The 19,351-nt window shown below is 37.7% G+C and carries 16 protein-coding genes; 9 read left to right on the top strand and 7 right to left on the bottom strand.

The window, feature by feature from the left end; all coding sequences use genetic code 11:
- The first annotated feature begins 10 nt into the window (after positions 1-10).
- Positions 11-1,723, top strand: a complete 1,713-nt coding sequence (locus HX129_RS08000; RefSeq protein ID WP_180046817.1) for an electron transfer flavoprotein-ubiquinone oxidoreductase — start codon at positions 11-13, stop codon at positions 1,721-1,723.
- Between the two features lie 56 nt (positions 1,724-1,779).
- Here HX129_RS08000 and HX129_RS07995 read toward each other — a convergent pair whose 3' ends face one another.
- The 3 genes from HX129_RS07995 to tusA are packed head-to-tail and all read right to left on the bottom strand — an operon-like array spanning position 1,780 to position 3,482.
- Positions 1,780-2,604 (bottom strand): nucleotidyl transferase AbiEii/AbiGii toxin family protein, encoded by an 825-nt coding sequence (locus tag HX129_RS07995; RefSeq protein WP_180046819.1) that lies wholly within the window; start codon positions 2,602-2,604, stop codon positions 1,780-1,782.
- Positions 2,605-2,622: 18 nt separating this feature from the next.
- Positions 2,623-3,204: a hypothetical protein gene (locus tag HX129_RS07990; RefSeq protein ID WP_286434861.1), complete on the bottom strand. Its 582-nt coding sequence runs from the start codon at positions 3,202-3,204 to the stop codon at positions 2,623-2,625.
- Between the two features lie 20 nt (positions 3,205-3,224).
- Positions 3,225-3,482, bottom strand: coding sequence for a sulfurtransferase TusA (gene tusA / locus HX129_RS07985; protein ID WP_130074287.1), 258 nt, complete (start codon positions 3,480-3,482; stop codon positions 3,225-3,227).
- Positions 3,483-3,674: 192 nt separating this feature from the next.
- Between tusA and HX129_RS07980 the strand changes: the two genes are divergently transcribed.
- Positions 3,675-4,514 (top strand): CorC family transporter, encoded by an 840-nt coding sequence (locus HX129_RS07980; RefSeq protein WP_217431197.1) that lies wholly within the window; start codon positions 3,675-3,677, stop codon positions 4,512-4,514.
- Entirely contained in the window at positions 4,511-6,070 is a 1,560-nt protein-coding gene (gene lnt, locus HX129_RS07975) for an apolipoprotein N-acyltransferase (RefSeq protein WP_286434862.1), read from the top strand. Before HX129_RS07980 ends, lnt begins: the two co-directional genes overlap by 4 nt.
- An 80-nt stretch (positions 6,071-6,150) precedes the next feature.
- On the opposite strand, the gene HX129_RS07970 is transcribed toward lnt, so the two are convergent.
- The 3 genes from HX129_RS07970 to gspF all read right to left on the bottom strand — a co-directional run bounded on the left by HX129_RS07970 (position 6,151) and on the right by gspF (position 8,450).
- Positions 6,151-6,486 carry a hypothetical protein gene (locus tag HX129_RS07970; RefSeq protein WP_130074284.1) on the bottom strand — a complete coding sequence of 112 codons (336 nt, stop codon included), beginning with the start codon at positions 6,484-6,486 and terminating at the stop codon, positions 6,151-6,153.
- Between the two features lie 273 nt (positions 6,487-6,759).
- The gene (gene gspG, locus HX129_RS07965; RefSeq protein ID WP_130074283.1) at positions 6,760-7,197 is read right to left on the bottom strand and encodes a type II secretion system major pseudopilin GspG; all 438 of its coding nucleotides are present in this window, start codon (positions 7,195-7,197) and stop codon (positions 6,760-6,762) included.
- A 47-nt stretch (positions 7,198-7,244) separates the two neighbouring features.
- On the bottom strand, positions 7,245-8,450 hold the full coding sequence (gene gspF / locus HX129_RS07960; RefSeq protein WP_130074282.1) for a type II secretion system inner membrane protein GspF: 1,206 nt from the start codon (positions 8,448-8,450) through the stop codon (positions 7,245-7,247).
- A 164-nt stretch (positions 8,451-8,614) separates the two neighbouring features.
- Here gspF and HX129_RS07955 point away from each other — a divergent pair, with 164 nt between their 5' ends.
- From HX129_RS07955 to HX129_RS07930, 6 genes are all read left to right on the top strand, one after another.
- Positions 8,615-10,855, top strand: a complete 2,241-nt coding sequence (locus HX129_RS07955; RefSeq protein WP_286435144.1) for a primosomal protein N' — start codon at positions 8,615-8,617, stop codon at positions 10,853-10,855.
- A gap of 303 nt (positions 10,856-11,158) precedes the next feature.
- On the top strand, positions 11,159-13,042 hold the full coding sequence (locus tag HX129_RS07950) for a monovalent cation:proton antiporter-2 (CPA2) family protein (protein WP_174493411.1): 1,884 nt from the start codon (positions 11,159-11,161) through the stop codon (positions 13,040-13,042).
- 73 nt (positions 13,043-13,115) lie between these two features.
- A complete protein-coding gene (gene hslO / locus HX129_RS07945) occupies positions 13,116-13,991 on the top strand; it encodes an Hsp33 family molecular chaperone HslO (RefSeq protein WP_286435145.1) in 876 nt (291 codons plus the stop codon).
- A 130-nt stretch (positions 13,992-14,121) separates the two neighbouring features.
- The gene (locus tag HX129_RS07940; RefSeq protein WP_286435146.1) at positions 14,122-14,574 is read left to right on the top strand and encodes a DUF2147 domain-containing protein; all 453 of its coding nucleotides are present in this window, start codon (positions 14,122-14,124) and stop codon (positions 14,572-14,574) included.
- Positions 14,575-14,865: 291 nt separating this feature from the next.
- Positions 14,866-15,831, top strand: a complete 966-nt coding sequence (locus tag HX129_RS07935; RefSeq protein ID WP_130074277.1) for a DnaJ C-terminal domain-containing protein — start codon at positions 14,866-14,868, stop codon at positions 15,829-15,831.
- 28 nt (positions 15,832-15,859) lie between these two features.
- Positions 15,860-16,189 (top strand): chaperone modulator CbpM, encoded by a 330-nt coding sequence (locus tag HX129_RS07930; protein ID WP_180046833.1) that lies wholly within the window; start codon positions 15,860-15,862, stop codon positions 16,187-16,189.
- Positions 16,190-16,303: 114 nt separating this feature from the next.
- Here HX129_RS07930 and HX129_RS07925 read toward each other — a convergent pair whose 3' ends face one another.
- The gene (locus tag HX129_RS07925; RefSeq protein WP_286435147.1) at positions 16,304-19,222 is read right to left on the bottom strand and encodes a hypothetical protein; all 2,919 of its coding nucleotides are present in this window, start codon (positions 19,220-19,222) and stop codon (positions 16,304-16,306) included.
- Positions 19,223-19,351: the final 129 nt, after the last annotated feature.

Raw genomic sequence — 19,351 nt, 5'->3', positions numbered from 1 at the left:
GGAGTCCTACATGGAACACATCGAACGTGAATCGATGGAGTTTGACGTAGTGATCGTAGGCGCAGGTCCTGCGGGTCTTTCTGCTGCGATTAAAATTCGTCAATTGGCTATTGAAAACAACCTCCCAGACCTTTCCGTCTGTGTTGTTGAAAAAGGCTCTGAAGTTGGTGCGCATATCCTTTCTGGTGCTGTACTTGAACCTCGTGCTATTAATGAGCTTTTTCCGAACTGGAAAGAAGAAGGCGCACCTTTAAACGTGCCTGTCACAGAAGACAAAACTTTCTTCTTAATGTCGGCTGAAAAGTCTCAAGAAGCACCGCATTGGATGGTACCTAAAACCATGCACAATGACGGCAACTATGTCATCTCTTTAGGTAACGTGGTTCGTTGGTTAGGGACTAAAGCCGAAGAATTAGAAGTGTCTATTTTCCCAGGCTTTGCTGCTTCTGAAGTCCTTTATCATGAAGATGGTTCTGTAAAAGGCATTCAAACAGGTGATATGGGCATTGGTAAAGATGGCGAACCGACGCACAACTTTACCCCAGGTTATGAACTTCATGCCAAATACACCATTTTTGCAGAAGGCTGCCGTGGTCACTTAGGTAAACGCCTCATTGCAAAATACAACCTAGACCAAGATGCCGATCCACAACATTATGGTATTGGGATCAAAGAACTTTGGGAAATCGACCCTGCAAAACATAAGCCTGGTCTTGTCATGCACGGTTCGGGTTGGCCATTGGCTGAAACAGGTTCTTCAGGCGGTTGGTGGTTATACCATGCTGAAAATAACCAAGTGACTTTGGGTATGATCGTAGATTTATCTTACGAAAACCCACACATGTACCCATTTGCTGAAATGCAACGTTGGAAAACCCATCCACTGATCAAGCAATATCTTGAAGGTGGTAAGCGTATTTCATACGGCGCACGTGCAGTCGTAAAAGGTGGTTTAAACTCACTGCCTAAATTGACGTTCCCAGGCGGTTGCTTGATTGGTGATGATGCAGGTTTCTTAAACTTTGCAAAAATCAAAGGCTCGCATACGGCTATGAAGTCAGGCATGCTCTGTGGTGAAGCTGTATTTGAAGCGATTGCTGCGGGTGTTGAAAAAGGTGGTGAAGTTGGCTATGCACGTGTTGCTGAAGGCGAAGATTTCTTTATCAAAGAATTAACCTCTTATACAGACAAATTCAACAATAGTTGGTTGAAAGAAGAGTTACATCGTTCACGTAACTTTGGCCCTGCAATGCATAAATTCGGTTTATGGATGGGTGGTGCATTTAACTTTATCGATCAAAATATTTTTAAAGTGCCATTTACATTGCATGACTTAGTGCCTGATTTCAGTGCATTAAAAACTGTAGATGCGTCTACATTCAAACCGAACTATCCAAAACCAGATGGTAAGTTGACTTTTGACCGTTTGTCTTCTGTATTCGTTTCAAATACGGTTCATGAAGAAAATCAGCCTGCGCACTTGAAGTTAACGGATGCCTCTATTCCTGTAAATGTAAACTTACCAAAATGGGATGAGCCTGCTCAGCGCTACTGCCCTGCGGGTGTTTATGAAATCATGGAAAATGATGACGGCTCTAAGCGTTTCCAAATCAACGCTGCGAACTGTGTTCACTGTAAGACTTGCGATATTAAAGACCCTTCACAAAACATCACTTGGGTAACACCTGAGGGTGGCGGTGGTCCTAATTACCCTAACATGTAATTTCTTTTTGACATAAAAAATAAACCCGCCGAGTGCGGGTTTATTTCTTTGTATATTTAATTTAATTCTAATAACCCAACATCAAATAAAGATTGAGTAAAATTATCCCAAAATTTCTCAAAATTTTTCGGAATATGCTTATTATCAGTAAATCCAAACTCACTTTTTTCAGCTTTCCATCGCTGAGATAATTCTCTTCGAGCATCAGCCAAAATCAATTTCTTCGGGCTTAAATAGTCTTCTAAAATGATTCCATCCCGCTCACACTCAGCTTTTAAAGTTTCAATTGTAGAGAGTTGTGAATTAATATTTTTAAAAGATGAATGCTTTAACAAATAGGTTAAATCAAAAATATCTTTGAAACGAGGATTCACAATACATTGATGCAACTTCCATGCAATTTGTGTCGCTAAAGAAGGCGTTTGTGATAAGTTAAAATTCTTTCCAACCAATGGAATGTATGTCAGATTGTACTGAAAATCAGAAATTTTTAAATTGAATGAAACATCAATATTAACATCAATTTTCTGCCCATTAATCCATGCAAGTATAGAAGTACTGACTGTTGGAAAATCATCAGACATCACATAATCCAATTCCCACCAATAGTGTTCTTTTGAAAATGCTTCATAGCGAATACCATCATTCAAATCAACGGTCGTTAAATAATTCATCCACTCATTTAAATGATCTTCTACAAAACTTCGATCTACAAGCGGTTTTAGACATACCCAATCTAAATCTTGAGGCTTCCGTTCAATATATGCAGGAAAATATTGTCGAGTTAAAAAACTACCTTTCAACATAAAAGGGAAATAGTGATGACTTTTAGCAAAACGTCGAATCAGCCCTTCACATGCAAGTTGTCTCATTTCATTCATTTTAGTCTTCTTTGTTATTCAAATACTGAGCCAACCTTGATCTAAAGCGATATTACTATCATAAATACAGCACTCTACTCTTTCTTTAATGAGTTTTCTATTTTGATTGTATAATTCCGCTTTTAATTGTATTAATCTTGCCAAAAAAATCGAGGCATCACCATATTCACGCAAGGTTAAAAATCTATATTTTTCAAAATTTTTTAATGAATTATAAGACAAATGAACTCGATGAATTTCACAGAATATTTTTAATTCTAAAACATGTTTATATTCAATTTGTCCATGCCATTCATAATAATCGATTTTAAAATCATCGCTTACATCTTTAAAAAAAGGAATTTCATATTTTTTTCGAATGATGGCTATTTGATTGTGTTCAAAAAGATTAATCCAACGTTGTACGGCTTGATGTACTCGTGTTAATTGATTTTCTTGCATTTCCTTTGAAAGCATAATTTGACGTGGGTGATCACCTCTAGCAAGAATGATTTCAAGAGGCTTCGCATCCAATTCCAAACAAACTTTTTTAAATTTGAAAAATGATTCCTCATTTTTCAAATCAGCAGTCAGATGCACTTCTATTTTTTGTTTTTGCATCTATTTTCCTTAAAAAATCATCAGCCTTTTTGCACCAAATAATGAAATTCTTTATTGCCCTGCTCATCAAGTTTTTCTTCTTGCAAAAGTAGCTCATGTCCCAAATGCATACAAAACTTTGGAATATCCCAAGAGGTTGAATTATCCGTTGCAAAAACCTCAACAATATCACCTGATTTGGACTTACGAATTGCTTGATGCAACATCATCACAGGCTCAGGACAACGCAAACCACGAGTATTCAACTGTATGCTCGGTGTAGGCAACTGTTCAGACATATTCATTCTCAAAAATCAGGAAAAGAGTGATCTGATTTTAACATAAACTTCCTTGATGAATCAGCACTGTCTCTTCTCTACAAAATGACGCATAGTTTCATCGTCTCAATGCATTTATTCGATAGACATCTGTATTTTCTAAGGTATGATAAAAATTCGATTATTTGATATTTAGAGTCTTTAGGAAAGATCATGCACGAGGAATCAGGCACGTCGTGGGGAATGCGTGGCTTACGCAAATGGTTAGGTACAGCACCCGAAACTCGCGATGAATTGCTAAAATTAGTACAAGATTCACGTCGTTTTTTAGAACCCGATACCGTTGCCATGTTAGAAGGCGTTTTAGACCTTCCTGCAACAAAAATTCGTGAAGTCATGACCCCACGAACTGCAATGGTTAGCTTACAAGAAGACGACCAATTACTTGATATTTTGCATGTTTTAATCGAATCTGCACATTCTCGTTTTCCTGTATTTTCAGCCGACCAACCTGAAAATGTTGTGGGTATTTTACTTGCAAAGGACTTATTACCTTACTTAACCGATCGCACCATTAAGGTTGATGTGCATAGCATTATGCGTCAGCCTCTGTTTGTCCCTGAAAGTGCGCGTTCTGACCAAGTTTTGCGTATGTTGAAAAATACGCAAACCCATATTGCCATTGTGATTGATGAATATGGTTCTACAGCAGGTTTGGTCACTTTAGAAGATATTTTAGAAGAGATCGTGGGTGAAATTGAGGATGAACATGACAATGTCGATGAAGAAGCTCAATTTATTCTCCCCGACCCTTCACATAACACAGCCAATGCGTGGATCGTACAAGCACTTACACCAATTGAACACTTTAACAATGTTTTAGATGCTGATTTTTCTGACGATGAAGTAGAAACTATGGGCGGTCTATTGCTTCAAGAAATGGGCTTAGTAAGTGACTTACAAGGACAAGTGATTGAACTTGAATCATGGCAATTTACCATTATTGAAGCAGATGCCCGCACTATTCATCTGATTCGAGCTGTACGTAAATGAGAGCCTATTTTGACAAATTACTAAATCCGTCAGAACAACAAAAGCAAATTCCTTTTATTATTCCACTTTTAATTTGTTTGATGTCAGGTGCGGTGTTTAGTCTCGCACTTGCCCCTTTTCACTGGTGGTGGCTGGCTATTTTATCGCCTGCACTTCTTTATGCGAGTCTTAAAGGACGTAATCCCAAACAAGCATTCATTTTGGGTTGGAGCTATGGTTTTGGTCTATGGTTCGTTGGTGCTTTTTGGCTCTATACATCCATTCATACTTATGGCGATACAAATGCAGTTCTAAGCGTCCTCATGATCATGATCATGGCGCTATTAATGGGTTTATTTACAGCCGTTCAAACATGGTTATATCGACGCTTCTTCCCAGAAACGCCTTTAACCTTTGCACCGCTTTGGGTCGCATTTGAATGGGCAAAAACATGGGTATTTACAGGCTTTCCGTGGTTATTTGCAGGTTATGCCTTCACTGAACGCTTCTTAGATGGCTATGCACCGTTATTTGGTGTCTTTGCAGTGTCATTTGTCGTGATTATTCTTGCTTGTGCACTCGTTGAGATTTTGCATAAAAAACTGATTTGGATCATTCCTTCAGCCATTTTATTATTGGGTGCTTGGGGTGCTTCATTTATTCATTTTGTGCAACCTAAAGCTGAGAAACCACTTTCTGTTTCACTCATTCAAGGCAATATTCCACAAGATTTAAAATGGCTGACTGAATATCAAATCAAGACCTTACAAATTTATGTAGAGTTAACCCGTAATGAATGGGGACGTGATCTGATTGTTTGGCCTGAGTCTTCTATTCCTTTATTCCAAAGTGATATTCCTGACTTTTTACACATGATGGATGAAAAAGCCAAGCAAACAGGTTCAGCATGGGTCACAGGGATTCCTTATTGGGACTTACAAGAGTCCAAACAAGTGGGGCATCCCATGTATTACAATAGCATGATGGCTTCTGGTACAGATTCATCAGGTCTATATAAAAAGCAACGCCTTGTTCCTTTTGGTGAATACATTCCATTATCAGGTTTACTGAGTTGGGTGCTTCCTGCTCTACAAAATGACCCATCTATGAGTGGTTTCTCTCGTGGTGAAAGTGATCAAAAACCTTTTAAAATCAAAAATCATGAACTTGCAGCAGCAGTTTGTTATGAGGTGGCATATCCGAACTTGACACGTCGTAATGCGACCAATAGTGATTTTCTGGTGACTGTATCTAATGATGCGTGGTTTACAGGTACAGCAGGACCTCAACAGCATTTACAAATGGTACAAATGCGCGCCAAAGAAAATGGACGATGGTTTATTCGTGCGACGAACACAGGTGTTACTGCTTTTATTGACCATAATGGTCATATTGTGAAACAAGCACCTATGGATCAAAAGGCGGTTTTACGTGGTGATTTACCCGCAATGCAAGGTGAAACTTTGTATACACGCTTAAGTGATTGGCCAATTTTAATCTTCTCTTTATTATTATTGATTGTGGGTTGGATATATCGTCCACGTAAAGTTGATGTAAGTTTTAAGTCTAGACGTTGATTTCACTACATCAGCAACTTTATTTTAAAAATAAAAAAACCGAGCATCCAAGCTCGGTTTTTTACGTTATCGTCATCTTATTAAATTTGAGTTGCTAAATAAGACAACATACTCGCTAAAAATAGCATAGGCATATAACGATAAACTCGAACTAAAATGCCATCAAATTTAGATAAATGCTCAACATTTAATGTTGAAACTATTGCATTTAAAGCGTGATAAAAACTAATGATTGCAACTGCGCTAAAGACGCTCAAACCTAAAAAGCCCATCATAATTTGGCTACTTGCATCTAGGTCTTGCCATACATTGAATAATACTCGACTCATCGGCAATAAACTCAAAATCAAAAGAACAGATTTGAGCATAGACCAATGAAATTGATTAATTTCATCTGACAAAAATAATGCTTTCATCTTATTCTCCTTGCAATTTAGTTGCCTTTAAAGAGCATTATGCAAGCTTTTAAATAAATAAAAAGTCTATTTTTATCCATGATTTAACTTTCTTGTAACTATTAAATATGGGAATAATTCTTATTATATATCTCAATAAAATAATTTATTTATTTTTAATATTTATCATCAAGTTACATTTAAACATATAATCAAGAAACATAATCACTTCACTTCATATTTATTCATTCAACTAAGTAAAGTGATTATTTCCTTCACAACAAAGCGATTTAATTAAGGTTGATAATAAATATCCGCATCATTGCCTTCACCACCTTGCTGACCATCTGCACCAAACGAATATAAATCGAATGGACGACCTTCAGAACCTGGAATCACATATTGCACATCATTTTCCCAACTGTCTTTTGGATAACCGCCTTTCAAATACCCCCCAGGCATCCAATTTTTCGCATTGGCAGGTTGATTCACTAAAGCATCTAAACCACCTTCTTGAGTATTAGGGAAATGTCCATTGTCCAATTTATATTGGTCTAAAGCACCCGCAACACCTTTTAAAGTAATTTTTGTGGTATCCACTTTGGCTTTTTCGCCACGTCCCATCACATTCGGTACGATCAGTGCAGCCAACACACCTAAAATTACAATCACCACCATCACTTCAATCAGTGTAAAACCCGATTGTTTATTTCTATTCATTTTCCTTTGCATTTACTTACTCTCTAAAATTATTTATAAAAATAATCAAAATATTTCGCTTAAATCATATTGTTCATATTGACGATTGGCAACATCACAGCGATCACAATCACCAAAACAATACCTGCCATAAACACCAACATCAAAGGTTCAAGCAGTGCCAATAACGTTGAAATAAACGTACTCACTTCACGATCTTGCATATCTGAAGCACGCTCTAACATACGATCTAACTCACCTGATGCTTCGCCACTTTTAATCATTTGCACCATCATCGGTGGGAAATAACCACAACGCTCTAATTGAGTTGCAAGATTTCCACCTTCCGTGACTTTTTCTGCAGCAATATTCACAGCATCACGAATGATCCAATTATTACTGACGGCTGCGCCAATTTTCAGCGCATCCACCAATGGAACCCCTGATTTGGTTAAAATGGACAAGGTACTGGCAAAACGTGCCGAATTTATACCACGGGATAATTTACCAAATAATGGCAACCTGAGTGCTAAACGATCAAAAGCATAATGGCCTGCGGTTGTTTTTAAAAACCGTATTAACAAGAAAATCCCCATCACACTTGCAACCAACACAAAAGGCCATGAAGTACGAATAAAATCACTGGCTTTCATCAATGCGACCGTAATCCAAGGTAAGGCTTGTTTACTTTGATCAAAGGTTTTAACAATGTCAGGGACTACATAAGTCATCAATCCCATGACGATGCCAAACGACATGAGCATCAAAATAATGGGATAGATCATGGCACCTTGTACTTTCTTTTGCATGGCAAAACGGTTTTCGGTGTAATCTGACAATTGATCTAAAATTAAATCCAAATGCCCTGAACGCTCACCCGCAGCAACTGTGGCAATGTATAAGTCTGGAAAACTTCCCGATTGTTGCATCGCTTGTGCCAAAGAATGCCCTTCAAGCACTTTAGAGCGCACAGCTAACAGTAAGTTTTGTACATGTGTTTTTTCACTTTGTTTGGCAACAGCACGTAAAGCCTCTTCAAGTGGAATAGATGCCGCAACCAACACTGATAACTGACGCGTCATCAGTGCCAACTCATAGGCTGAAAATTTCTTTTGAAATAATCCCGTACTTTTACTTTTATCCTTTTGCTCGACAGCGTCAACGGTCACTGGAATCCATTCTTTATCCCGCAATTGTTGTCGAATTTGGCGTGCTGAATCTCCCTCTAACACACCTTTTTGTTGCTTTCCTGAAGCATCAATAGCAGTAAATTGATATGCTGGCATTATAATGCTCTAGTTTTCCCAAATTCTTGTCTCTTAGCAGTTGCATAAGACCCTTAAAATCATTCATATTCTAAGACATTATTCAAAGATCATCATGACTGCTACACTCTATCATACGCTCAACGCTACACGATACTTTTTCATTCAAGTGTAATTCATCATTTATGCCAAACTCTGTAAATGCCACCTCGCCTGTATCCGAACCCACCATCTACCGTGTACGCGTTGCTGTACCCGTATTTTTATATGACCACTTTGACTATAAAGTAACGGCAGAGCAATATGCTCAAGCAGATGTAGGTATGCGTGTCGCTGTGTCTTTTGGACGGCAAAAGCTTGTTGCCATTATTACTGAAAAATTAGCAATAGATGAACCACTTGACCCTCGTTTTCAACTTAAATTTGTCACTGAATTTTTAGATGATCGTCCAATTCTAAATGAGAAAGTTTTAAGTTTGTTGACATGGGCAGCACAATATTACCAATTTCCAATTGGTGAAGTCATGCACACGGCTTTGCCGACATTATTGCGCCAAGGTAAACCTTACAACTTACTCGCACGTGTTTGGAAAGTATTAGATTTACACGCCGAAGATAAAGTTAAACGCTCTGAAAAACAGCAAGATGCTTATAAAATTTTAAAATTACACCCTCAAGGCACACAAGAAAATATTTTAAATCTGAGCGGTATAGAAACGGCAACCTTAAAAGCGTTGGAAAAGAAAGAAATCATTGTCTGTGATTTAGAGCCACAAAACTTTAAACCTGAGCCTGTTCGTTTGGCACAAATGCCACTCACAGCAAATGATGAGCAGAAAAAAGCCATTCAAACCATTTTAAAAGCTCAAAAAAAATATCAAGCATTTTTACTCGATGGTTTGACAGGCAGTGGGAAAACTGAAGTCTATCTGCAAGTTATGCAAGAGGTCTTAAAGCAAGGCAAACAAGTACTCGTATTAGTGCCCGAAATCGGTTTAACACCGCAAACCGTCAGCCGTTTCCAATCTCGTTTTCACTGCAATATTGCGCTGTTACACTCAGGTTTAAATGATAGTAAACGCTTACAAGCATGGCAGCACACTGAAACAGGAAAAGCCTCGATTATTCTAGGAACACGTTCTGCAATTTTCACCCCCATGCCCAATCTGGGTTTGATTATTCTGGATGAAGAGCATGATCTTTCCTTCAAGCAACAAGAAGGTTTTCGTTATCACGCCCGAGATGTTGCCTTGTATCGTGCACATTTGGAAAATTGTCCGATTATTTTAGGCTCTGCGACACCAAGCATTGACAGTTATTGTTTAGTCCAACAAGGCAAACTCACTCGCTTAGAGTTAAATCAACGTGCAGGTACAGCAGTCATGCCTAAAATGCACGTCATTGATTTAAAAATCAGTAAAAAAACCGCAGGTTTAAGCGAGCAATTGATCAGTGAAATTGGTAAACGTCTAGAGAAAAAAGAACAAGTTTTAATTTTTTTAAATCGACGTGGCTATGCTCCTGTCCTGATTTGTGAAAGTTGTGGATGGCAAGCCAATTGTCCACATTGTGATGCCCATTTCACCCTGCATTTAAAACCTTATTCGCATTTACATTGTCACCATTGTGGGACGATTAATCGCTTACCTGATGCTTGTCCTGAATGTCAGCAAGAGACTTTAAAACCGATTGGCATGGGTACAGCCAAAGTGGAAGAAGCACTTAATGAGCTATTCCCTAAATATCCTGTACTCCGTGTCGATCGTGATTCGACGAGTCGGGTTGGCAGTTGGCAAAAAATCTATGATCAGATCCAAAAAAGTGAACCCACCATTTTATTAGGCACACAAATGTTGGCAAAAGGACATCATTTTCCTTATGTCACTTTAGTGGCGATTTTGGACATCGATGCAGGTTTATTGAGTGTTGATTTTCGTGCTACAGAACGCACAGCGCAGTTAATTGTACAAGTGGCAGGACGTTCGGGACGTGGTGAGAAAAAGGGCGATGTTTATTTACAAACATTAAGACCTGAGCATCCACTATTAAATATATTATTGAATGAAAATTATCGGGCTTTTGCCAAGCAAACATTGGCAGACCGAAAAATTGCTCAAATGCCGCCCTATCGTTACGCGATTTTGATCCGTTGTGAGTCAAGAGTTCAACAGGATAATCAAAGCTTTTTAACGGAAATGACCCAACAATTAAGACAACAGTCAGCGGAAAATTTAATCGATATTTGGGGACCTATTCCTGCCCCTATGGAGCGTAAAGCAGGTCGTTATCAAGCTCATGTTGTTTTACTCTCGCATGACCGTGCCAAAATGCACTTTTATGTTCGTCAATGGTGGCAATATGTACTTCAACAAAAACCTTCTCAAATGAAACTGACCATTGATGTCGACCCACAAGAGTTAAGCTAATGTTGATTTGCACACTATATAGGGTAGAGCAACAAGATAACGTTCAGCTTTATCAAGTCTAATATCTTTATGGCCATCATGTTAGAAATTTTTTTGTTACTTCTGCCCTATGAAAAATAAATTATGACCGCTCCCTCTCTCAATTGTTCAATAACATATGGGTGCTATGCCAAAAAGCCATAATTAATTTTATAGAATGATGCAAAAATACAGTACAGGTAAAACATGCAGTCTCAGTAAAACTACTGAGTGCATTTAAAAATCAAGGTACAATTTCTAAAGTAAAAAAATTAGGACAGGTCAATGTCACCGTTATTACAAATAACGCTTTTTCTAGGTGCAGCATTAATACTCGTACCTTTAGGTAAAAAATTTGGGATCGCTACAGTTCTCGGCTATCTCTTTACAGGAATCTTACTCGGCCCTAGCGTTTTTAATATTGCCAGTGATCCCGAAGAAATTATGCACCTTGCCGAATTTGGCGTGATTTTACTGATGTTTCTCATCGGGCTAGAACTACGCCCACAGCGTTTATGGGAAATGCGTCAATCCATTTTTGTCATGGGTAGCTTGCAAGTTGTTGTGACAGGCATCGTGCTCATGGGAACCGTGTTTTTACTGTTACAACAATCACTTTCTGCAAGTTTTGTCATTGGTTTTGCGCTAGCCCTGTCTTCCACAGCTTTCGTTCTACAGCTTTTATCAGAAAAACAACAACTCAATACCACACATGGTCAGCAATCTTTTTCTATTTTACTGTTCCAAGATATTGCAGCGATTCCCTTACTTGCAGTAATACCACTGCTCTCAGGGAATGAATCTACCCATCATGGTATTGCTTATTTTGCAGCGATTATTGCAACCTTTACAGGACTGTTTTTATTTAGTCGCTATGTCATGCGCCCTTTTTTCAGATTTGTGGCAAAAAGTGGCGCCACTGAACTACTGACTGCTGTGGGTTTATTTATTGTCCTTGCAGTCGTTTTACTCATGGATACGCTTGGCATCAGCACGACGCTAGGTGCATTTTTAACAGGTGTGCTGTTGGCTGATTCAGAATTTCGTCATGAAATTGAAGCCAGTATTTCTCCATTTAAAGGGCTGCTTTTAGGTTTGTTTTTTATGACCGTGGGCATGACTACGCAATTAAATTTGCTGGTGGAACATCCTCTACAAATTATCGGTGCTGCCCTGCTCTTAATCATTATTAAAATGATTGCCATGACCGCAATCGCTCGTTTTAAAAAAATGAATTGGCAAAATAGTTTGATGGTTGCAACCTGTCTTGCTCAAGGCGGTGAATTCGCTTTTGTTGTGTTAAATGTTGCCAAAAGTGAAAAAGTCATTCAGGCGGCCATTTCAGAGCCAATTACATTGGTCGTAACCTTGTCGATGGTCTTTACGCCTATCGTGTTTTGGTTGGTTTCAACATGGGTTTTACCTTTATTTAATAAAGATCAAACACCTGAATATGACGATATTCCAAATCAGCATCCACCGTTAATTATTGCGGGCTTTGGTCGTGTTGGGCAAATTGTGGCTCGTTTAGCCCATATGCAACATTTTCCTTTTACAGCCATTGACCATAACTTACAAAAAATAGACTTTGTACGGCGCTATGGCGGTACATTGTATTATGGTGATGTGACTTTGCCTGATTTATTACGTTCGGCAGGCATTGAACAAGCAAAAGTATTTGTGCTTGCCATTGATGACGTAGAAGATTCAATGAATGTGGCACGCCATATCCGTTTAAATTATCCAAATTTAACGTTATTGGTCCGTGCACGTGACCGTTATCATATGCACTTATTACGTGATTTAGGTGTTAAGCATATTTGGCGCGAAACCTATTTAACGTCTTTAGGCATAGGGTACCGTACTTTATGTGAATTGGGTTTAGACAAGTCAACTGCTTATGACAGCGTTGAGTTATTTAGAAATTATGATGAAGAACTCTTAGCACGCCAACAACGTATTTATACAGATGAACAGAAAGTATATGAAAGTTATCGTGATTTCATATCAGAACTTGAGCATTTATTTGAAAGCGATGCGCAAATCACACAACATGATGCAGACCAATTTGAAGACAATCCTGATATTGATGAGTCAGGTTTAGAACGCAAAGAGGTATTAAAACACACCGATGATCGTATCAATGTAACCCGTGATCATCAAAACTAAGCGGATATTTCTAAAAAAGTATGCTTGTGATTTACAATATCGTCACCATTTAAACAGGGATTTGGAGAATTTTATGTCTGATTTACGTCAACGTTTTTATATTGAAGATAGCCCTGTTCGTGGTGAAGTTGTGCATTTAGAAAATGCTTTACAAACAATTTTGGCACAACGTCAATATGCACCAGCAATTCAAATACTATTAGGTGAAATGCTCAGTGCAACCGCTTTGCTTGCAAGCACATTAAAAATTAAAGGGCGTATCAGCTTACAAATCCAAGCACAAGGCAGCTTTAAGTGGGCAATGGCTGAATGTAATCATTTAGGCGAAATCCGTGCGCTGGCAGATTATGAAGAAGATCCACGTTTTGCTGATGCAAAAGACAGTAGTACCGTACTCGCTACGCTCACTTCACCTGTATTATTTATTAATATCGAGCCTGAACATGGTGAACGTTATCAAGGAATTATCGCATTAGATCAACCTACTTTGGCAGGTTGCTTGATGCAATATTATGACCTGTCTGCACAAATCCCCACCCGCATTGTTTTAGCAAGTACCGCAGAGCGTTCAGGCGGCTTACTCATTCAACTCTTACCTCGTAATGATGATGAAGAACAACAATGGGTCGATGAAGACTTGTGGCCACGCCTCACCATGTTAACTGAAACACTAAAACATGATGAACTGACTGACTTAACAGCGCAAGATATCCTCTATCGTCTCTATAATGAAGAAGAAGTTCGTTTACCTGAAGCTGAGCAACTCAAGTTTTCATGTACTTGTTCACGTGAAAAATGTGCGAATGCACTGATTCAAATTGGTTTAGAAGCAGTAAAAGAAACCTTAGAAGTCAACAACCCAATCGATATGGATTGTCAATTTTGCAATAAACGCTATCAATTTACTGCAAAAGAAGCCCTCAGCTTATTTGGTGAACATTTAAGTTAGTAAAAATAAAAAATAAATTAAGTAACACTAAGTAATTTAATTTATTCATAAAATGTGTCTTGCCTTTCTTTAAAAAAAGAGTAAATCTAGATTTACTCTTTTTTTAATTATAAGATTAGGGGACACAATAATGCTAACAAAATCACTTATTCTATCAAGTCTCATTTTTTCCACACTCTGTTTTGCAGCGCCTGATTTGACGGGAAAATGGCGAACGGTAGATGATAAAACAGGTTATTCCAGAGCGGATGTAGAAATTACCAAGAACAATCAAGGAATTTATACTGGTAAAATTATTGAGATCCGCCCAATTCCAAATAAACCTTTAGAAGAAAATTGTAGTCATTGCAAAGGCACTTTAAAAAATGTGCCTTATATGAATTTGGAAATTTTAAGTGGTTTTCGTCAATCACCTAAAGAGCCGCTGTTATTTACAGATGGTCAAGTTTTAGATCCACTTTCAGGCAATGTCTATCATGGAAAGATTAAACTCAATGCCAAAGGTACACGCTTAACGATGCGTGGCTATATTGGTATTTCATTACTCGGGCGCTCTGCAACTTGGATTCGCTTAACAGAATAGAAGTCAGCTTGTCGTCACAAAATGCCTTTTCTTTTTCGTAAATATATGCACTAAGCTAATCATTTTTATCATGATTAGCTTTAATCTATAAAAATACACATCAACCCATTGTTTTGAATATCATATTTAAACAATAAAATCATATAGATAAAAAATAAAGAATATCGAATCACATATTATCATCTTTATTTTGACAGTTTTTGAAACAATATCTTAACCAAGTAACCCTTTTAACTTTGCTCAAAATGGCATATTAATGAATGAAATCAAGATCAAAAATGATATCCAAATATGGCAAAAAATTATTATGAAGAACTTGGTGTTGCAAGAGATGCAACAGCAGACCAAATCAAAAAAGCATACCGAAAATTAGCACGTAAATACCATCCTGATGTCAGCAAAGAAGCGAATGCTGAAGAAAAGATGCAAGCCATCAATGTCGCATATGACACGCTAAGCAACGAAGAAAAGAAAAAACAATATGACTTTGAACTTGACCATCCACAAGGCTTTACAGGGGGTGGTTTTGGTGGTCAAGCAGGTGCTCAAGGCTTCGATGGCAGTCAATTTTATCGTAGCAGCAGCACAGGTGATGCACAAGATTTTAGTGGTTTTGAAGATTTGTTTGGACGCTTTGGTGGCGGCTTCGGCGGTGGTCATCAACAAGATTTTGGGCAACGCCAATCTCGTCAACAGCGCAGTTATCGAGGTGAAGATCAACACGCAAGTATAGAAGTCCCCATTCAAGTGGCTTATGAAGGTTCAACACAAACTATCACCCTACAAATTCCAACCTATAATGCTTATGGTGAACCTGAAGTTCAACGTAAAACCTTACAAGTTAAAATTCCTAAAGGAATGAAAGAAGGTCAGCAAATTCGTCTGTCTAAACAAGGACAAGCTGGCATCAATGGGGGTGAAAATGGTGACTTATATATCGAAATATTGTACCAAGACACTGACCGCGTTCGTGTTGAAGATGCTGATATTTATTACACTATAGATATTACACCTTGGGAAGCAGCATTAGGAAAAAGTGTAGAAATCAATACACCTGCTGGTAAAGTTCAAGTGAATATTCCTAAAAATAGTAAACAAAGCCAACAATTACGTTTAAAAGATAAAGGAATACCAAGTAAAACTGCAGGACATTTATATCTTATTTTGAATATTGTTTATCCTAAAGCGGATACCCCTCAAGAGCAACAAGCATATCAAGACTATGCCGATGCTTTTCCAAACTTTAAAGTACGATAAGCTTGCGAGATCCTAAAGGAGCACATTCATGACTACTATACATTATCGGGAAATTATCTGTAATGGCTGTCAAGACGTTGAGATCGTTGATGAACGATTGTGTTTTGATTTAACTCACTTTGCTCAAGCATGCGGTCAAAGCCCTGAATGGGTACTGCAACTTCTTGAATATGATATTTTACCAGCAAGACCACAAGACCGCATTCATCAATTTTTTGGTGAAGATGTCACTCGTGCACGCCGTGCATACCGACTACAACGTGATTTTGAAGCGAGCTTCTCAGCCGTTGCCATGATGATGGATTTAATTGATGAAGTGCAACAGTTACGTAAGCAAATCAAACACACGCATCATTAATTTAAACTTTTATTCACTGCAAAACCCACAAAAGCAAACTAGAATATCCTTTTAGCGATATTCTAGTTTGGATATGATCAATTTAATGTTTTCACTTTAAATCCCTCACCTGATTTATTGATAAACATTCAGTAAAGCCAATTTTTTTAAAGTTTCCATCGTATTTCTATTCACAATATCCAAAGGATTGCGTTCAGGCGCATAATCTACGACTTGCGCTAACTTTCCATCAGTATTCTCTGCATTTAAAGGCAATAACATCAGCGTGTTTCCATTTCTAGACAGTATAGTCTTCTTTGAAATTACCTTTATATTGTTAGCTCTGAACTCCGCATAACCATCATTTGCATGTTTTTTATACGATGGATTAGCCACAGAATGTAATCCTAGTTTTTCTGATTGTGGATTGGCAAATTCGTCTAAATAAATTAAAAGAACATTAAATTTATTCAATAACTGTTCATCATTCATTGCTAAATCAGCAAATTTTAATGAATAATCCCAATTCAAATCTCTATCATTGTACAAAAATGAATTACTGGTTGAAGTGATTGCCTCTTTCATTTCATTGTTTAAAACTTGATAGCGATCTTGCTTATCATCATTATTATTTACCCAAAACTCCCATAACGGTGTGATGCTTGGAACAATATTTTTGACTTTTGATTCATATACCCCATTCTTATGATTCTTATCGACCGTTCCAAGCCATTTATGTGTAGGTTGCACAACCCATTCACGCCCATAAATCACCTGATAAACACCAAACATTTGTACAAATACAAGTGTAGGCACTTGTCCTTTATTATAAATATATACTGGATACCATGGCGTTTGCATCGGCGTATTTGTATAAAGACGCAGTGGATTCATTCCATTGTCATCATAAACCACTGATTGAACCACTTGATAATTTGCCGAAATATCCTTCCAAGTCATTAATTCAGGATATCCTTTGTCATTTGTACGCATTGGCATATATCCTCCTGAACCTTTCGACCAAACTTTCCCATATGCGGGATCGAGTAAAACCATCACATACTTATAGTACTCAGGAGTATTTAAAGCTTTATAAAGCTTACTTTGTGTCATCTGCTGCTCTGTGCCTAATTCTTTTAGCACCCAATCATTAAAAATCTCATTCGGAATATCTACACCTTGTTGGATGGCAATCAAAATAGTGCTATAAGCAGAATCCGTTGCAGCTTGATAAAATGTGTGGAATTTGTCCTTCATTTCCACGGATACACCACTGACAGAAATGCCTGAAAGAAAATTTAAATAGCTATCTAGACGCCCAAGTTTTTCTAAACGCATCAATAAATTGACTAAATTTGGAAAATCCGCCAATGTCCGTGCTTGCTCGCCTGGAATATTCAACTTAGGGCGCAGTTGAGGAATCACCTCATCATAGCTTAGGGTCTCAAAACTACTGGTAAATGTACCAGGAATGAGAATTTGATTACTATTATTTTGTAATAATGGTGGTTTGATATTATTTTGTCTCACATCGTTAAGCTTAGCTAACTCTTGCTGAAATTTTTGATCCATTTCCACAGAATTGTTTGCTTTCATTAGTGTATTGATTGCAACTTGCTCTGTTTCTAGATATGCCTCTTCCGCCATCTTTGCGATTGTAGATTGTTGTAAACCACTGTTCATCAAATGTTTAGCTTGTGATTCATCTGCACCATAGTAAGCTTTCCATTCCGCCAAATCTTTAAACACGGAATCAGGTGGAGTCAATTTTTTTCTAGGTTCAGTTGGCTCAGGAAGTTTAAGTTCTACTTGTGTAGGCAGTGTGCTCATCGCTGGAATTTGTACACTATCATTTTGTTGCTCTGCCATACTATTCAACATATTGGTTAAATTGGATTGCCACTCCGTTGTATTAATCGAATTATCAGGTTCTGCTTCAACATTTACGGTTATATTTTTAAAGGCTTTTGCATCTGCATTTCTTACATGATATTGATAACTTCCTGAAGCATTCCCGCCCCATGTCAATGCACTATAAGAAATCGATGCTGTTCCACCATGTTGTCGCTCTCTATTTTTTGTTGTTTTCCCCCAGTTTAATTGACCAATTCCTCGCGCACGATTAATCACATTGACTTTTGATACAAAAGAATCACCATATTGGCTATAAAAATGCTGAATAGATGCAATTATATGACCACGTAATTCCTTCATATTTTTCACCAATACTTCCCGTATTTTAGTATCAGCACAAAGCCCATATTGGGTTTGAAGTTGAGCAAATACATCCTCCATTTCAGATAAAATCTGAATATCACCATAAGGATTCATTGCATCATCACTCCATGGCTTAGTATCAATCGTCACCTCTTTAAAATAAGGCTTCTGATCACATTGACCTTCGGTTGGCATGTCTACAATGGTTTGTATTTTCTTTTTAAGCTGCTCAGATGTCAGCTCCGTCCCTCTCAGATAGCGTTCAAAATTTTCATAGCCATTAAAGTTATCAGGTAAAATTTGGATCGACTTACCCACATTCTCTCGTGTCATAATGGCTGAGATATCACCTGTTGAACTCGCATCCAAATAGGCTAAAGCATGATGTGTCGAACCCGCTACTTTTAAACCACCATACCGAACACTTGCAGAAGCATCTATCGTATGTTGACTGGATACAGAATGATTACTGGCTTTACTGCTTAACTCAAAACTACTTTTTTCTTTCCCTTGTTGCTGCTCTATATATAGGCGATCCCCAAGTGAACCTAGATCAAAGATTGAAATAGGGTGATAGGTTGAATCAAGTGTATTGACAGGATATCCGACATTCATCGATTTAATGCTTGTCGCTGTAATGGGTGTTCCTTTTCCACTTGCATTTAAATAAATATTGAAATCACTTTCATTCATATCAAAGTGTTCAGCCAACACAGGATATTGTGTAGCAAAAGATGATTGTAAAGCTTGTTCTGTTGCAGTCTCATTTTTATTTTCTGTTTCACACCCCACCAAAGGAAACAGAATAATTAACATCATAGGTAATCGATAAGCCATCCCATTTCCCATCCATTTTTTAAAATAATATATTAAAACAGTATCTTAACGACTGATATCACTGAGATTGGGTATTTTAAAGACTATTTTTTAATCAAATCTAATAAAATTATTTAGTTTTTTTTCCGC

Source organism: Acinetobacter sp. 251-1, from assembly GCF_030329305.1.
Taxonomy (GTDB): domain Bacteria; phylum Pseudomonadota; class Gammaproteobacteria; order Pseudomonadales; family Moraxellaceae; genus Acinetobacter; species Acinetobacter piscicola_A.
This window is presented reverse-complemented; position numbering and strand designations above follow the sequence as displayed.

What these genes read in the sequence shown, in the direction of transcription:
- HX129_RS08000 (WP_180046817.1), top strand. Translation starts at nt 11, where the DNA reads ATGGAACACATCGAACGTGAATCGATGGAGTTTGACGTAGTGATCGTA.
- HX129_RS07995 (WP_180046819.1), bottom strand. Translation starts at nt 2,604, where the DNA reads ATGAATGAAATGAGACAACTTGCATGTGAAGGGCTGATTCGACGTTTT.
- HX129_RS07990 (WP_286434861.1), bottom strand. Translation starts at nt 3,204, where the DNA reads ATGCAAAAACAAAAAATAGAAGTGCATCTGACTGCTGATTTGAAAAAT.
- tusA (WP_130074287.1), bottom strand. Translation starts at nt 3,482, where the DNA reads ATGTCTGAACAGTTGCCTACACCGAGCATACAGTTGAATACTCGTGGT.
- HX129_RS07980 (WP_217431197.1), top strand. Translation starts at nt 3,675, where the DNA reads ATGCACGAGGAATCAGGCACGTCGTGGGGAATGCGTGGCTTACGCAAA.
- lnt (WP_286434862.1), top strand. Translation starts at nt 4,511, where the DNA reads ATGAGAGCCTATTTTGACAAATTACTAAATCCGTCAGAACAACAAAAG.
- HX129_RS07970 (WP_130074284.1), bottom strand. Translation starts at nt 6,486, where the DNA reads ATGAAAGCATTATTTTTGTCAGATGAAATTAATCAATTTCATTGGTCT.
- gspG (WP_130074283.1), bottom strand. Translation starts at nt 7,197, where the DNA reads ATGCAAAGGAAAATGAATAGAAATAAACAATCGGGTTTTACACTGATT.
- gspF (WP_130074282.1), bottom strand. Translation starts at nt 8,450, where the DNA reads ATGCCAGCATATCAATTTACTGCTATTGATGCTTCAGGAAAGCAACAA.
- HX129_RS07955 (WP_286435144.1), top strand. Translation starts at nt 8,615, where the DNA reads ATGCCAAACTCTGTAAATGCCACCTCGCCTGTATCCGAACCCACCATC.
- HX129_RS07950 (WP_174493411.1), top strand. Translation starts at nt 11,159, where the DNA reads ATGTCACCGTTATTACAAATAACGCTTTTTCTAGGTGCAGCATTAATA.
- hslO (WP_286435145.1), top strand. Translation starts at nt 13,116, where the DNA reads ATGTCTGATTTACGTCAACGTTTTTATATTGAAGATAGCCCTGTTCGT.
- HX129_RS07940 (WP_286435146.1), top strand. Translation starts at nt 14,122, where the DNA reads ATGCTAACAAAATCACTTATTCTATCAAGTCTCATTTTTTCCACACTC.
- HX129_RS07935 (WP_130074277.1), top strand. Translation starts at nt 14,866, where the DNA reads ATGGCAAAAAATTATTATGAAGAACTTGGTGTTGCAAGAGATGCAACA.
- HX129_RS07930 (WP_180046833.1), top strand. Translation starts at nt 15,860, where the DNA reads ATGACTACTATACATTATCGGGAAATTATCTGTAATGGCTGTCAAGAC.
- HX129_RS07925 (WP_286435147.1), bottom strand. Translation starts at nt 19,222, where the DNA reads ATGGCTTATCGATTACCTATGATGTTAATTATTCTGTTTCCTTTGGTG.